The 13,004-nt window shown below is 62.2% G+C and carries 13 protein-coding genes and 1 tRNA gene; 6 read left to right on the forward strand and 8 right to left on the reverse strand.

Features of this window, described 5'->3' with window-relative positions; translation table 11 throughout:
• Nucleotides 1-11 precede the first annotated feature (11 nt).
• On the reverse strand, nucleotides 12-467 hold the full coding sequence (locus NTZ43_15040; GenBank protein MCX5768534.1) for a cbb3-type cytochrome c oxidase subunit I: 456 nt from the start codon (nucleotides 465-467) through the stop codon (nucleotides 12-14).
• A gap of 63 nt (nucleotides 468-530) precedes the next feature.
• On the opposite strand from NTZ43_15040, the gene NTZ43_15045 reads away from it, so the two are divergent.
• Together NTZ43_15045 and NTZ43_15050 are read left to right on the forward strand one after the other, a co-directional pair.
• Nucleotides 531-779 carry a hypothetical protein gene (locus NTZ43_15045; GenBank protein MCX5768535.1) on the forward strand — a complete coding sequence of 83 codons (249 nt, stop codon included), beginning with the start codon at nucleotides 531-533 and terminating at the stop codon, nucleotides 777-779.
• Nucleotides 780-832: 53 nt separating this feature from the next.
• Entirely contained in the window at nucleotides 833-1,072 is a 240-nt protein-coding gene (locus NTZ43_15050) for a hypothetical protein (GenBank protein ID MCX5768536.1), read from the forward strand.
• Here the strand turns inward: NTZ43_15050 and NTZ43_15055 are convergent.
• Together NTZ43_15055 and NTZ43_15060 are read right to left on the reverse strand one after the other, a co-directional pair.
• The gene (locus tag NTZ43_15055) at nucleotides 1,061-2,344 is read right to left on the reverse strand and encodes an ectonucleotide pyrophosphatase/phosphodiesterase (protein MCX5768537.1); all 1,284 of its coding nucleotides are present in this window, start codon (nucleotides 2,342-2,344) and stop codon (nucleotides 1,061-1,063) included. The genes NTZ43_15050 and NTZ43_15055 overlap by 12 nt on opposite strands.
• Entirely contained in the window at nucleotides 2,331-4,034 is a 1,704-nt protein-coding gene (locus tag NTZ43_15060; GenBank protein MCX5768538.1) for an AMP-binding protein, read from the reverse strand. Before NTZ43_15060 ends, NTZ43_15055 begins: the two co-directional genes overlap by 14 nt.
• Nucleotides 4,035-4,124: 90 nt before the next feature.
• Between NTZ43_15060 and NTZ43_15065 the strand changes: the two genes are divergently transcribed.
• Genes NTZ43_15065 through NTZ43_15075 form a run of 3 tightly spaced genes read left to right on the forward strand, consistent with a single transcriptional unit; the run spans nucleotide 4,125 to nucleotide 7,920 of the window.
• Complete coding sequence (locus NTZ43_15065) at nucleotides 4,125-5,411, forward strand: M20/M25/M40 family metallo-hydrolase (GenBank protein MCX5768539.1); 1,287 nt, start codon at nucleotides 4,125-4,127, stop codon at nucleotides 5,409-5,411.
• A 41-nt stretch (nucleotides 5,412-5,452) separates the two neighbouring features.
• On the forward strand, nucleotides 5,453-7,432 hold the full coding sequence (locus tag NTZ43_15070) for a M1 family metallopeptidase (GenBank protein ID MCX5768540.1): 1,980 nt from the start codon (nucleotides 5,453-5,455) through the stop codon (nucleotides 7,430-7,432).
• A 20-nt stretch (nucleotides 7,433-7,452) separates the two neighbouring features.
• Nucleotides 7,453-7,920: a DUF411 domain-containing protein gene (locus tag NTZ43_15075; GenBank protein ID MCX5768541.1), complete on the forward strand. Its 468-nt coding sequence runs from the start codon at nucleotides 7,453-7,455 to the stop codon at nucleotides 7,918-7,920.
• 87 nt (nucleotides 7,921-8,007) lie between these two features.
• Here the strand turns inward: NTZ43_15075 and NTZ43_15080 are convergent.
• Nucleotides 8,008-8,080, reverse strand: a tRNA-Asn gene (locus NTZ43_15080).
• 315 nt (nucleotides 8,081-8,395) lie between these two features.
• Between NTZ43_15080 and NTZ43_15085 the strand changes: the two genes are divergently transcribed.
• On the forward strand, nucleotides 8,396-8,923 hold the full coding sequence (locus NTZ43_15085) for a hypothetical protein (protein MCX5768542.1): 528 nt from the start codon (nucleotides 8,396-8,398) through the stop codon (nucleotides 8,921-8,923).
• Here the strand turns inward: NTZ43_15085 and NTZ43_15090 are convergent.
• From NTZ43_15090 to NTZ43_15105, 4 genes are all read right to left on the reverse strand, one after another.
• The gene (locus NTZ43_15090) at nucleotides 8,910-9,233 is read right to left on the reverse strand and encodes a metalloregulator ArsR/SmtB family transcription factor (protein ID MCX5768543.1); all 324 of its coding nucleotides are present in this window, start codon (nucleotides 9,231-9,233) and stop codon (nucleotides 8,910-8,912) included. The genes NTZ43_15085 and NTZ43_15090 overlap by 14 nt on opposite strands.
• An 89-nt stretch (nucleotides 9,234-9,322) precedes the next feature.
• Complete coding sequence (locus tag NTZ43_15095; GenBank protein MCX5768544.1) at nucleotides 9,323-9,526, reverse strand: DUF2892 domain-containing protein; 204 nt, start codon at nucleotides 9,524-9,526, stop codon at nucleotides 9,323-9,325.
• A gap of 12 nt (nucleotides 9,527-9,538) precedes the next feature.
• Nucleotides 9,539-9,829, reverse strand: coding sequence for a hypothetical protein (locus tag NTZ43_15100; GenBank protein ID MCX5768545.1), 291 nt, complete (start codon nucleotides 9,827-9,829; stop codon nucleotides 9,539-9,541).
• On the reverse strand, nucleotides 9,826-13,002 hold the full coding sequence (locus NTZ43_15105; protein MCX5768546.1) for an efflux RND transporter permease subunit: 3,177 nt from the start codon (nucleotides 13,000-13,002) through the stop codon (nucleotides 9,826-9,828). Before NTZ43_15105 ends, NTZ43_15100 begins: the two co-directional genes overlap by 4 nt.
• Nucleotides 13,003-13,004 lie beyond the last annotated feature (2 nt).

Here is a 13,004-nt window from a genome sequence, read left to right on the forward strand (position 1 = left end):
GAGAGCGGCCGTTACATAGGCTGCGGCTGTAACGGCACCGTGCGCCCGCCGCGGCCAATAACCGCCCGCATGGGGCTGGCGTTGATCGTGCGCCACACGTTCACAATGAAGCAATAGGCGGCGAGCCCCGATCCCACGGCTCCGGCAATGATCACCCCCTGAGAGGCGGGCAATCCGGCGGCGCGCAATGCAAAACCACCGGCGAGCAGTGCCAAACCACCCTGCGCCAGCCAGAACTGCGCCTCGGCCATGCGCCGATACACCAGCGGCTGACCAAAGAAACGCGGAATGATGTGCAGTGCCACGCCGTAGATGATCTGCGCCACAAACCCGAGGAGATTGATATGCAGATGGGCGGTGCGATACACCACCAGCCCCGGCCACACCGTCATGGCGAGCCCGAGGGTCACACCGACGCCAAGCCAAAAGAGGCTCGATTTCATAAACGCGCGCACGAACCAATCCACGGGTCCTCCCGATTGTGGGGTAGGGTGTCTGGGGGGACTCTGACATAGTAACCACCGCGATGGGTGAAAGCCGTCGGGAATGGTGATATCTTCCGTCAGGCGCTCCCCGACCCCACGCGCCCTACGGAGGCATTCGTGACGCAGTACGATGACAAAAAAATTCAGGCGCTCGTCAAGAAGCTGAGCAAAACGGCGAAGCCCAAGACAGATGGCCTGAAGACCTACGACAAAACGGCGCCGCAGCGCACTGCGGACGATACGGCGATTGAACGTGATCGGTTCTTCAAAGAAATGAAGCGCCGCGAGTTCTGAAACCCGTGCCCTACCCCGCACCGTAGGGCAACTATCGGACGCCGGAGGGCACGATGTTGGCCTTGTTGCGGGTAATTGTCTTTGAGTGGATCCTGGCGCGCCTTGGGCTGCGCTGGTTGATCCTGCTCCTCGTCGGCGTGCCAGCCGCGCTGTTGTTCTTTATCGGTATTCCGACACTGCTCGTATTCGGAATCGCCGCCGCGCTGGTGTGGCGCATGTTGCGCCGGCCAGCGCCTGCAGCGCCTGCAGCGCCTGCCGCGCCTGCCGCACCCGCCGCACCTTCAGCGCCGTAGGATTGCGCGAACGGAATCTACGCTACCGTCCGTTTTTGCCGGCTTTACTCCCAGCAACTCGGCGAGCAACGAGTACACGTGCACATTCTGGAACGCGGGCACGGTGATGCCGCCGGTTTTGATTCCCGGTCCGGCCGCAACAAATGTGGCGCTCATCGACTGCAACTGATTGTCGTAGCCGTGCGCGCCGCCTTTCGGTTTGCCGCCAGGGAGTGCGAACCGTGCATGCGAACTGACGCTCCATCCCTCATCTGATATTCCGATGATCGCCGGCACGCGCGCGCCGTCGGCATAGTGCAGTCGTGCGGGAAGCTCCGCCTTGCGGTACACGGCGAGATGCGGATGCGCACCGTGCAGCTGGCGATACACATACGCCTCTTTGCCTGCTTTCGGCGCGAGTGCGGCGATGGGCGTCCAGTCAATGACTTCGAGACTATCGAGCGATACGAAGTCGTCAAGAAAGATGGTTCGCTCTGGCGCGATCGGCGTCATGCCATGATCTGACACCACGATGACATTCGTGAAATCGGTCAGCCCGAGTCGCGCGATGCCGGCGACCAGCGCGCCAACGCAGCTATCCACCCGTGCAATTGCCGCGTCTGCCTCGGGCGTGAACGGCCCGTAGCGGTGCGAGGCATCGTCTACGTCACTGAAGTAGATCGTCGCAAAACGCGGAGCGCGCTCTTTGGGTAATCCCAACCATTCGAGCACGGTGTTGATGCGCGCGGCGTGGCCAACGCGATCCGAATACTTGGCGTAAAATGTCGGACGTACGCCCCCGATCTCCGCCTCGGCGCCGGGCCAGAAGTACGGCGCCGCGCGCACACCGTGTCGTTCCGCTGTTACCCAAATGGGTTCGCCGCCCCACCAGCGACCGTCGCGCACCTGTGGGTTGTCTCCCACTGCAAACCGCCCAAGCACAGAATCGGAGACCACGTTCGCCACGATGCCGTGGTGCGCAGGATAGAGCCCCGTAACCAACGTATAGTGGTTGGGAAATGTCTTGCTCGGAAAACTCGGCACCATGCGTTCGGCGTGCACGCCGCGCGCGGCGAGTGCCCGCAGATTGACGGCGGCGGGGCGCTGTAAATATTCGGAGCGAAAGGCGTCGAGCGAAATAAGTAGCGTGATCGGTTCGCGTGGCTGCTGCACCGCCTGCTGCACCGCCTGCGGCACCGTCGACTGCGCGATCGCCGCACGAGATAACAGCCATGCGCCAAAGAGAATCGCGCGCCCGACGGCACGCGGACGTCCGGCACTAGCTCGCGGCATTGGGTTCGTCGAGGGTGAGCATGCGGCGGAGAACTTTACCAACGAGCGATTTGGGCAACTCACGACGAAACACAACGCGCCCCGGCACTTTATACGGCGCGAGATGCTGACGGCAGAACGCACGTAAATCGTCAGCGGTGACGTCCATGCCCTCCCGCAACACGACAAACGCCACGGCGATTTCTCCTCTGGCCTCATCGGGGAATCCGCGCACCCCCACTTCGGCAACCGACGGATGCTTGGCGATCGCCTCCTCCAGCTCGCGCGGCCACACCTGCAATCCGCTCGGCTTGATCAGATCCTTCTTCCGATCGACGATGTACAGATAACTGTCGGCATCGAGATACCCGAGGTCGCCCGTGTGCATCCACGTTTCGCCGGCGGCATTGGTCTGTAACATGACCGCCGTTTCACTCGCATTGCGCCAATAGCTGCGCATGAGTTGCGGCGCGCGCATAAGAATCTCACCGGTCTCGCCGGTGGCCATTAATTTGGTTGGGTCATCGACGTCCACAATCTTTAGTTGCACATCGGGCAGGGGGACGCCCACGGAACCGAGGCGCGCGGGCGCACGCATCGGCGTGGCGGTGGCCGCCACCAAGGACTCGGAGAGCGCGTACGCTTCGAGGATGCGCACACCGGAGATCGCTTCCCAGCGTCGGCGCGTTTCTTCCATCAATGGCGCGGCGCCGCTCACACACACACGCAGTGAGGAAAGGTCGATTCGCTTGTCCTGCACATCTTTGCGGGCGAGCATGGCCGTGTAGAGCGTCGGCACTCCCATAAAGTAGGTCGGACGAACTTTATGCAGCGTCGCCACGAGATCGTCGAGGTCGCGGGGGTTCGGAATGATCGCAATGGGATGGTGCCCGATCAACGCCGCGCTTTGCACGGCACAGGCCCCATACGAATGAAACATCGGCAATGGCATAAAGAGTACGGACTCCCAACTCCGGAGTTCCGACTTGCTCCACGTCTGCAGCTGCAGTCCGGTGATCACCAATCCGCCGTGGTGCGCCACGACGCACTTGGGTGTGCCGGTCGTTCCGCCACTCAGCAGGAGCATAGCGGTGTCGTCAGGTCCAGGGCGGGCCGAGGTCGGTTTTTGACCGGCATACTGGCGCATAAGATCGGCGAACGCCACGTCCTCACCTCGGCGCGTGACGCGATGCCCCAACTTCTTTTCCATCAACAGTGTGAACGCCAGCCGTGTGAGTGTCGGAAAGTATTCCTTGATACTCGTGGTGATCACGCGGGTGGTGGGTGTCCGTGCCTGAATGTTCTTGAGCCGTTCGTAGAACGGCGTCAACACCAGAATCACCGTTGCGTCAATCGTGGTGAGCGGTCCGACTAGTTCTTCTTCGGTGTAAATGGGATTGAGCGGCGCGATAGAGGCGCCGAGTTTCCAGGCCGCGAGCTCCGCCACAAAGAACTGCGGGCAGTTCGGGAGCATCACGGCCAGCCGATCGCCACGCCCGACGCCCATGGCGGCGAGTGCCACGGCAAAGGTATCGCTATCTCGGTCGATCTCGCGGTACGACACGGCGCGCCCCTTGAACAGGAGGAGCGGCGCGTCCGGCCGTTCACGAGCGCCTTCGTCGAAATAGTCGAGGAGGGTGCGCTGCGGATACGGTTCCAGGGTTGCGGGAACGTCGGAGTCGTACTGTGAGAGCCAGGGAAAGGCGGTCATCGGTGCAATTCGGAGGTCGCGAGGATAGGTTCACTCGGAAGCGGGAGGCCCGCCGGGCTACCCAAATTCGGAACTGACTGAGGCTCGAATATGCATCGTCTCACGATTCAGCACACCCCCTTGGCAATCATTGGATTGCTCCTCCCTATTGCGCTGTCCGCGCAAATCGCGCTGGTCGCGCCGGACAACCCAGCGGTGAGGCGCTCGCTCGAGGGAATAAAGACGAACAACAGTTGGACTCTCGATCAGCAGGTGCAGCTCTGCGAGATCCCCGCCCCGCCGTTCAAAGAGAAGGCGCGTGCTGAGGAGTTCCGTCGCCGCATGGTCGCGCTAGGCTACCCGGGCGCGCGCATCGACTCCATTGGGAACGTCGTGGCGGAGCATGCGGGCACCGGCAACGGGCCAACCGTCCTGCTCGCCGGCCACCTCGACACGGTGTTTCCGGAAGGCACCAACGTAAAGGTGAAGAAGCGCGGCGATCGCTTTGACGCCCCCGGGATTGGCGACGACTGCCGTGGACTTGCCGTGCTCCTCACGGTGGCGAAGGCGCTCAAGGAAGGGGCGATTCAGACCGTCGGGAAGATTGTGCTGGTGGCCAATGTCGGGGAGGAAGGGCCGGGGAACCTCCGCGGCGTGCGCTACCTCTTCAACTCAAGCTACAAGGGAAAGATCGACTACTTCATTTCCGTCGATGGCCTGGGGATGCGCGTGTCGAGTCGCGCGGTGGGGAGTAAGCGGTACAGTGTGCAGTTCACCGGCCCAGGCGGTCACAGCTATGGCGCCTTCGGTATGCCGAGTGCGATCCACGCGATGGGGCGCGCTATCACGAACATCGGCGATCTCCAGGTGCCCGGCGGCGCCAAGACCACATACAACGTGGGCGTTGTGAAGGGTGGGACGTCCGTGAACACCATTTCGCCTGACGGCGCGATGGATGTGGACATGCGTTCCGAAAGCGTGGACAACCTCGAAAAAATGGACGCGCTCATCAAGGACGCTGTGGCCCGTGGCCTCGCCGCGGAAAATGCGCGCTGGCCCAAGTCGCCGGCAAAAATCGCCGTGCATTACGACACCATCGGCATTCGCCCAGTTGGCAAAGTGCCGCAGACCGAGGACACGCCCATCGTGCGTGCCGCGACGGATTTAGTGAAGGCCCTTGGCGAAGAGTCGCGCACGCCGGACGCCGGCAGCACCGACGCCAACATCCCGATGAGCCTCGGCATTCCCGCCATCACCATTGGCGGCGGCGGACGTGGCGGCGACGCGCACGCCGTCACCGAGTGGTACCAGGACACACCGGTGGGGTATAAGGGGCCACAGTGGGCGCTCCTACTTGTGACCTCACTCGCCGGACTTCCGCGCAGCATCACGCCGTGATGCCGCGCGCCAACACCCTCGTGGATAGGAGTTTTCGTCTCGTGCGTCGACTTGCTCTCTTCGCTCTCATCGCCTTGGCCGCGCCGCTCTCGGCGCAGCAGGCCACCCCCGTTGCGCCGCCGAAGTTCGACAAAACCGGCGTCAACGATTCGTCCATCTTTGCGCCGTTCTCGTATGGCGCGCCGAGCGCGACGCACGCGGCAAGTGGCGCACCGGGTTCGCGCTACTGGCAGAACCGTGCCGACTACGATCTCAAAGCGACGCTCGACACGGCTAGCAAGACCGTGAGCGGCGAGATAACACTTCGCTACACCAACAACTCGCCCGACACGCTGACCTATCTCTGGTTGCAGACTGAGCAGAATGCGTTCCGTGCCAACTCGCTCAACTCGTACATCTTTCCGCAGAACTCACGCTTTGGCGCGCGTGACTTTGCCGGCGGCTATACGATCTCGCGTGTGGAGCAGGCACTGGCAGCCGGCGCTGGCAAGGCGCCGCGGAAGAGCGCGCTGACGGTGCGCGAGAACGAAACCATGCTGAAGGTGAATCTCGCCGAGCCGCTCGCACCAGGGAAAACGGCGACGGTGGAGATGACCTACAAGTTTCCGGTACCAGAGCACGGCGCCGACCGCATGGGACGCGATGGCGCGTTGTATGAAATCGCGCAGTGGTATCCGCGGACCGCGGTCTATGATGATGTGCACGGCTGGAACATTGAGCCGTACCTCGGCCAGGGCGAGTTCTATCTCGAATACGGCGATTTCTCGCTCGCGGTGACTGTTCCGGCCGGCTACATCGTGGCGGCAACTGGCGCGCTCGAGAATGCAAAGGAAGTGCTGCCGGCCGCGCAGGTCGCTCGCCTCGCGGAAGCCGCCAAGACCGATCAGGTGGTGCGCATCATTACCGCCGACGAACTCACGAGCGGTGCCGCTCGCCCCAAAAAGGACGGCATGCTCACGTGGAAGTTCCGCGCCAAGAATGTGCGCGACGCCGTGTGGGCCGCGTCACCGGAGTATCAGTGGGACGCGTCGAGCTACAAGGGGAGCTACGCCTTTGCGTACTACCGCCCCAAGGCTGCCGCGCTCTGGTCCGATGCCGCCGACATGAGCCGGATGAGCATTCAGGAGTACTCCGAACGGTGGTTTGCGTATCCGTGGCCGCATGTCAGCGCGATTGAAGGACCGATCAGCGGGATGGAATATCCGATGATCGCGATGGAAGATCAGAGCCGCACCAAGCAAGAGCTGTACAACGTGGTGACGCACGAGATTGGGCACATGTGGTTCCCGATGATCGTCGGCTCCAACGAGCGCGTGCACATGTGGCAGGATGAAGGGTTCAACACCTTCATTAATACGTTCAGCGAAGCGCGTCGCTTTCCGACGGATGGCGACCAGATGAAGCGCGCCTCGCAGGAACGGCAGTTCATTGAGAACTTGATGCGCGCCAGTCGCGACGAACCGATTGTCGTGGGGCCAGACCGTATCAACCCGCAGTTCCTTGGCTTTCAGGCCTATGTGAAGCCGAGCGTCGGGCTACAGTTGCTGCGTCAGGAGATTCTTGGCCCCGAGGCGTTTGACGACGCCTTCCGCACGTACACGGCGCGCTGGGCATTCAAGCATCCGACGCCGGGCGATTTCTTCCGCACCATGGAAGACGCGGGTGGCCGCCGACTCGACTGGTTCTGGCGTGAGTGGTTCACGGAGAACCCGCATTTCGATCAGGCCATGGACGATGTGAAAATCAACGCCAAGGGCGATACGTCGATGGTGAACGTCGTGTACGCCAACCGCGCGCGCGGTGTGCTTCCCATTCGGGCCCGCTTCACCTTCAGCGACGGGAGCACTACAGATTATCAGTACCCCGCCGAGGTCTGGAGCACGAACACGGTGCGCTATGCTCGGCAGTACAAGTTCACCGGTAAGAAGGTGACCAAGATTGAGCTCGACCCCGACCACCGACTGGTGGATACGGATCGCACGAACAATGTTTGGAATGCGCCGGTGGCGATTGTTCCCTGAACCGGAATGGGAGAATGAATATGAAACGTCGTGATTTTCTGAAACTGTCGTGCGGTGCCGGTGCGTTGATGGCCGCTGTGCCGGCGTTGGCGCATGCGATGACCGATGCGGGCGCCGCACCGATTCCGATTACCGTGTACAAGAGCCCCACCTGCGGTTGTTGTGGCGAGTGGGTGAAGTACATGGACAAGAATGGATTCGCCACGAAGGTCATCCTGATGGATGATCCGACTCCGATGCGTCGCGAGGCGGGGGTGCCGGACAAACTCGGCAGTTGCCACACCGCACTTGTTGGCGGCTACGTGGTGGAAGGGCATGTGCCGGCGGATCTCATCAAGAAAATGCTGGCGGAGAAGCCGAAAATTGTGGGCCTGACGGTGCCCGGCATGATTCAGGGGCCGCCAGGGATGGATGAAGGAACGAAGCGCCCGTATGAGGTGCTGGCATTTGACCGGGCCGGCAAGACGAGCGTGTACGCGAAGCGGTAGTGGATTGGCAACAGGTGAATCGCTTCGATGACGGCCAATGAAAATGCGGCGCGCACCAGTTGGTGCGCGCCGCATTTCTTTCGTTTACTGGGGCGGGTGGACTCGAACCACCAACCGTCGCATTAACAGTGCGATGCTCTGCCAATTGAGCTACACCCCATCATAACAATCCCGGCCCAACTCGCGGACCGGGATTCGCATGTTCCACACACGTATAGTATCGGCATCTCACTGAAAAACAAAATTCAGCCTCTGAGCGGTTACCTCTGGTGAGTCGGGGTTCCGGTTCAGAAATGCGCATCCGATCCGAGTGTTTTGCCTGCACACACGACCACTTATGGCCTCCTCTACCGCAGAACCGGAAAGCGCCGCCGCCTGTTACTTTCCGGATATCGCGCCAATCAGGATCTCGGCCGCGCGTGACGTCACTCTTGCTGCACCGATAAGTAGCCGCCCCCTCACTGAGCTCCCCGCCATGCGCGCCACCACCCGACCGCAGCTGTTGATCGCCGCCCTGCTCCTCTTGGTGACTGCCGTCGCCTGTGGCAGCAGCGAAAAAGCGCGGACCGGCGAGGTGACTCCAGCCGACGTCATTGCCGGCGCCGCGCAGGCGTTCGATCACTTCCAGAGTACCGGCAGCCAGTTCTCCATCGACTTCCCACCGGAGTGGCGCGGCAATTATACCGTCGCCGAGCACGCCGATTCCACAGCGGGCGCACGTCAGGCGGTGGAGTTCACCTATCGCCCGGGCAAGGGCTCTACGGTGATGCCGAAGACGCTGCTCGTGGTGCGTACCTTCAGCGTGGCCGCGTGGCGCAAGATCGAGGCGCGCCCGGGAACGCCGATCGCCGCGAGAGTCGCGGAGAAAGGAGACGTTGTGTTTGCCTTTTCGGTGCCCGCCGCCAATCCGTATCCCGCCGGGAGCGCCGACGCCAAGACCTTCGACCAGATGATCCTCGCGGTGGTCAACGATCCCGCGGGTCTCCGCCTTACCCCGCGCTAAGCGCCTTGCGTCGCGCGGAGGTTTCGCGATCGAGGCGGCCGCACATCAGGTCGCACATCTTCAGCACGTCTTTATCGGCCAGCGCATAGTACGTGAACAACCCTTCCTTGCGCCGCGACACAACGCCGGCGGCATACAGCTGCTGCAGATGCTTCGAGAGATTCGCCTGGCCAAGGCCAGTGGCCGCCACCAACTCGGTGACCGTGCGCTCTCCGCTCTTCAATTCATAGAGCACCTGCAGACGCGCCGGTTCCGCGAACGCTTTGAAGCGTTCGGCAATCACCGACAAGAGTTCCGGTGTCATCTTCATCAGCGACATCCACACCGATCCCGTAAAGGGTTGTTTTACCGAATCGGAATATACCGATGAAGCGACGCGCCGTCCACGCCCGCGCATGACTAGCGCGCCGGTCGGCATCCGAACCACCCCATCCGGCCGAGGATCCGCTCCAGCGGACAGAAGTTGGTGAAACTCGACTGTAACAGGTTGAGTCCCACAAACGCCGTAAACACAAACCACCACGGCGACATCCAGGCGCCGAGCGCCACGGACACCATCACAAACACGCCGGCGAACCGACGGATAATCAGGTCATTGCACATGATGGGCTCCTGTTAGATAAAGAGATCGGTCGGAAGAACTGCAGCGTGCAGGCGTTCGCCACTCACTAGCTCAGCGCGAGCCGCGACAATGGCGTCGGTGAGCGACGCGACCTGTTCGCTTGGCACCACCGTCAAAAAGACGGTCGTATTGCCTGGCCAGGCGCGGGTGCCTTCGTGTCGCCCGCTCATTCCCGCGCCGCGCGCGTGCGTCAGTTCTGTCCAGCCAGCCGCGCCCTGCGTGTCGAGCAGACGCTCCACAAAACGCGGGTCCGCGCCGGCATACATAATCAGTAGTGTCTTCATTGTGTCTTCTCCTCGCCGCCGCGACGCTGCAACTCCCAGTACAACAGCGGCACGACGACCATCGTGAGCCCCGTGGCCACCACCGCACCGCTCATCAGCGCCACGGCGAGCCCCTGAAAAATCGGATCCAGCACCATCACCAGTCCGCCCACTACCACCGCGGCGGCGGTCAGCGCAATCGGACGGAATCGCACCGCACCGGCCTCAAGCACGGCCTCGCGCAACAGCCGACCGCGCGCCTCGGCGAGTTGAATGAAGTCCACCAAAAGGATTGAGTTGCGCACAATAATTCCCGCGAGCGCAATCATGCCTATCATAGAGGTAGCCGTGAAGAACGCACCGGAGATCGCGTGCCCCGGCAGAATGCCGATGAGGGTCAGCGGAATCGGTGCCATGATCACTAGCGGTACCGTGAACGACTGGAACCAGCCGACCACGAGCACATAGATCAGCACGAGCACAATCGCAAAGGCGATGCCGAGGTCGCGAAACACTTCGATCGTCACCTGCCACTCGCCGTCCCACTTGATGGCCGTTTCATCAGACCGCGACGGCTGAACCGAGTTATAGCGAGCGATCGAAGCGCCGTGAATCCGGATCGCGTCAATGGCCTTATTCATTTCGAGAATCGCATACACCGGCGATTCCACGCTGCCGGCCACGTCGCCGGTGACAATGATCATCGCCCGCTGGTTGCGGCGCATGCGAATGTCATCGCGCGGGCGTGTCTCGAGATGTACAAATCGTGCGAGCGGCTGCGGTCCGGTCATCGTGGCAATAGGCACGGAAAGCAAGGCCTCGCGCGTCGACCGCTGGCCGAGCGCAAAGCGCGGGCGAATCAATACGGCGTCACGCGCCTCGGGCTGACTGGCCACACCAGCCGGCGCACCACTGAGTGCAATCGCGAGCGTTTGCGCAATCTGCTCCACGCTCGCACCGGCGGCGGCGGCGCGCACACGATCGACGCGGTACACCTCCGTGGCCTGCGGCGCGACTACCGACCAATCGACATCCACCACACCGGCGGTCTTTTCAAACACCTGCTTCACGGCCTTCGCCGCTTCGAGGCGCGTGCTATCATCCGCCGCATACACTTCGGCGACCAACGTACTGAGCACCGGTGGGCCAGGCGGAATCTCCGCAACTTTCGCCGAAGCGCCGTAGCGCGCGGCAATCGAGTCCACCGCCGGACGCACGGCCACAGCAATCTGATGGCTCTGCCGCGAACGCTTGCCCTTGGGCTTGAGATTCACCTGCACGTCCGCCACGTTCGCGCCGCGCCGCATGAAATAGTGACGTACGAGCCCGTTGAAGTTGAACGGCGCCGACGTACCGGCGTAGGTCTCGGTGCTGACGACCTCAGGCACCAAGCGCAAGCGCGTCGCCACTTCCTGAGCCAGCGCATTGCTGGATTCGAGGGTCGCGCCTTCCGGCAGGTCGAGCACTACCTGGAACTCACTCTTGTTGTCGAACGGCAACATCTTCACCTGGACCGCCTTCACTCCTAACAACGCGACCGAGCCGAGGAGAAGCGCGACCACCGCTCCATAGAACGCACGGCGGCGGCCGGGGTTGTCCATGAGTCCGCTCATCAAGCGGGCATAGAACACACCAAAGCGTCCCTGCTCTTCTTCCTCGTGCGCCCGGTCATGCGCGGTGGCGAGCTTGGCGACGTGCCCCTTGAGCAAGCGATAGGCGAGCCAGGGTGTCACCACGAACGCGACGCCGAGTGATGCGAGCATCGCCACCGACGCGCCGACCGGGATGGGGCGCATGTACGGACCCATCATGCCAGACACGAACGCCATTGGCAGAATGGCGGCAATCACCGTGAAGGTTGCGAGAATCGTGGGATTGCCAACTTCATCTACGGCTTCAACAGCAGCCACTTCACTCGGCCGATCGCCCATCCGGAGATGGCGATAAATGTTCTCTACCACGACAATGGCGTCGTCCACGAGAATGCCGATCGAGAATATCAAGGCAAAGAGCGTGATGCGGTTGAGCGTGTAGCCGAGTGCGTAGTACGCAAAGAGTGTCAGTGCGAGCGTGACCGGCACGGCCACGAGCACCACGAGCGCCTCGCGCCAACCGAGGAACAACCAGATGAGAAGCGTGACCGAAAGGGTAGCGATAAGCAGGTGCAGCATCAGTTCGCGCGCTTTTTCGCCGGCGGTTTCGCCGTAGTCGCGCGTAACGGTGAACTCCACGCCGGCGGGAAGGATCTTTGAGCGCGTGGCTTCAATCCGGTCCAGCACGGCGCGGGTCACGTCGGTTGCGTTGGCGCCCTTCCGTTTTGCCACCGAAATTGTCACGGCCGCTTCAGCGGATCCGCCGCTTACAGCGTGCGATACATACTGCGTCGGTTCGCCAAAGCCTTCGGTAATCGTTGCGATGTCGCGTACGGCCACTGGCGTTCCACCGCGGACTGTCACAATCACCGCACCCGCATCGGATGCGGTCGCAATCGGCGCACCGACGTCAACGCGCACGGTGGTGTTCGCATTTGTAACTTCGCCCGCCTGTAGTCGCGCATTGGCGCCGCGCAGGGCCATCATCACTTCGCCCGGCGTTACGCCCGCAGCAGCGAGTCGCGCCGGATCCATGGTCACACGCAGTTCACGTGGTTCCCCACCAGTGACATGCGTCTCTGACACCTCGGCGACGGTGCGGATGTCGTCTTCAAGACGGAGCGCCGCCAAACGCAACGCGTTCGCCCCTTCGGTTTTTGAATGCAGTGTGAGAGCGAGCACCGGCACGTCGTCAATCGCGTGCGGCTTTACGATGGGCGTCATCATACCCGGCGGCGCCTGATCCATATCGGAGAGAATGCGCGCGTGTACTTTCACCACGCTGGCCTGCTGATTCTCACCGACCTTAAAGCGCACCGTCACCATCGCGTATCCGTCGCCCGACATCGCGTACACGTGGTCCACGCCGTCGAGTTCCTGCATCCGCCGTTCCAACGGACGGACCAATAGATTTTCAATCTCAAGCGGCGATGCCCCTGGCATCACCGCAATCACGTCGATCATCGGCACACTGATCTGCGGCTCTTCTTCGCGAGGCGTGGCCATCAGGCCAAGCGCGCCAAGGGCGAGCGAGGCAATGGCGAGGAGTGGCGTCAGGCGCGAGCGAAGAAACGCCGCCGCAATACGGCCAGAGATTCCCATGA

The sequence above is a fragment of the Gemmatimonadota bacterium genome (assembly GCA_026387915.1).
Taxonomy (GTDB): domain Bacteria; phylum Gemmatimonadota; class Gemmatimonadetes; order Gemmatimonadales; family Gemmatimonadaceae; genus Fen-1231.

What these genes read in the sequence shown, in the direction of transcription:
- NTZ43_15055 (MCX5768537.1), bottom strand. Translation starts at nt 2,344, where the DNA reads ATGCCGCGAGCTAGTGCCGGACGTCCGCGTGCCGTCGGGCGCGCGATT.
- NTZ43_15105 (MCX5768546.1), bottom strand. Translation starts at nt 13,002, where the DNA reads ATGGGAATCTCTGGCCGTATTGCGGCGGCGTTTCTTCGCTCGCGCCTG.
- NTZ43_15100 (MCX5768545.1), bottom strand. Translation starts at nt 9,829, where the DNA reads ATGAAGACACTACTGATTATGTATGCCGGCGCGGACCCGCGTTTTGTG.
- NTZ43_15075 (MCX5768541.1), top strand. Translation starts at nt 7,453, where the DNA reads ATGAAACGTCGTGATTTTCTGAAACTGTCGTGCGGTGCCGGTGCGTTG.
- NTZ43_15085 (MCX5768542.1), top strand. Translation starts at nt 8,396, where the DNA reads ATGCGCGCCACCACCCGACCGCAGCTGTTGATCGCCGCCCTGCTCCTC.
- NTZ43_15050 (MCX5768536.1), top strand. Translation starts at nt 833, where the DNA reads ATGTTGGCCTTGTTGCGGGTAATTGTCTTTGAGTGGATCCTGGCGCGC.
- NTZ43_15060 (MCX5768538.1), bottom strand. Translation starts at nt 4,034, where the DNA reads ATGACCGCCTTTCCCTGGCTCTCACAGTACGACTCCGACGTTCCCGCA.
- NTZ43_15095 (MCX5768544.1), bottom strand. Translation starts at nt 9,526, where the DNA reads ATGTGCAATGACCTGATTATCCGTCGGTTCGCCGGCGTGTTTGTGATG.
- NTZ43_15090 (MCX5768543.1), bottom strand. Translation starts at nt 9,233, where the DNA reads ATGAAGATGACACCGGAACTCTTGTCGGTGATTGCCGAACGCTTCAAA.
- NTZ43_15065 (MCX5768539.1), top strand. Translation starts at nt 4,125, where the DNA reads ATGCATCGTCTCACGATTCAGCACACCCCCTTGGCAATCATTGGATTG.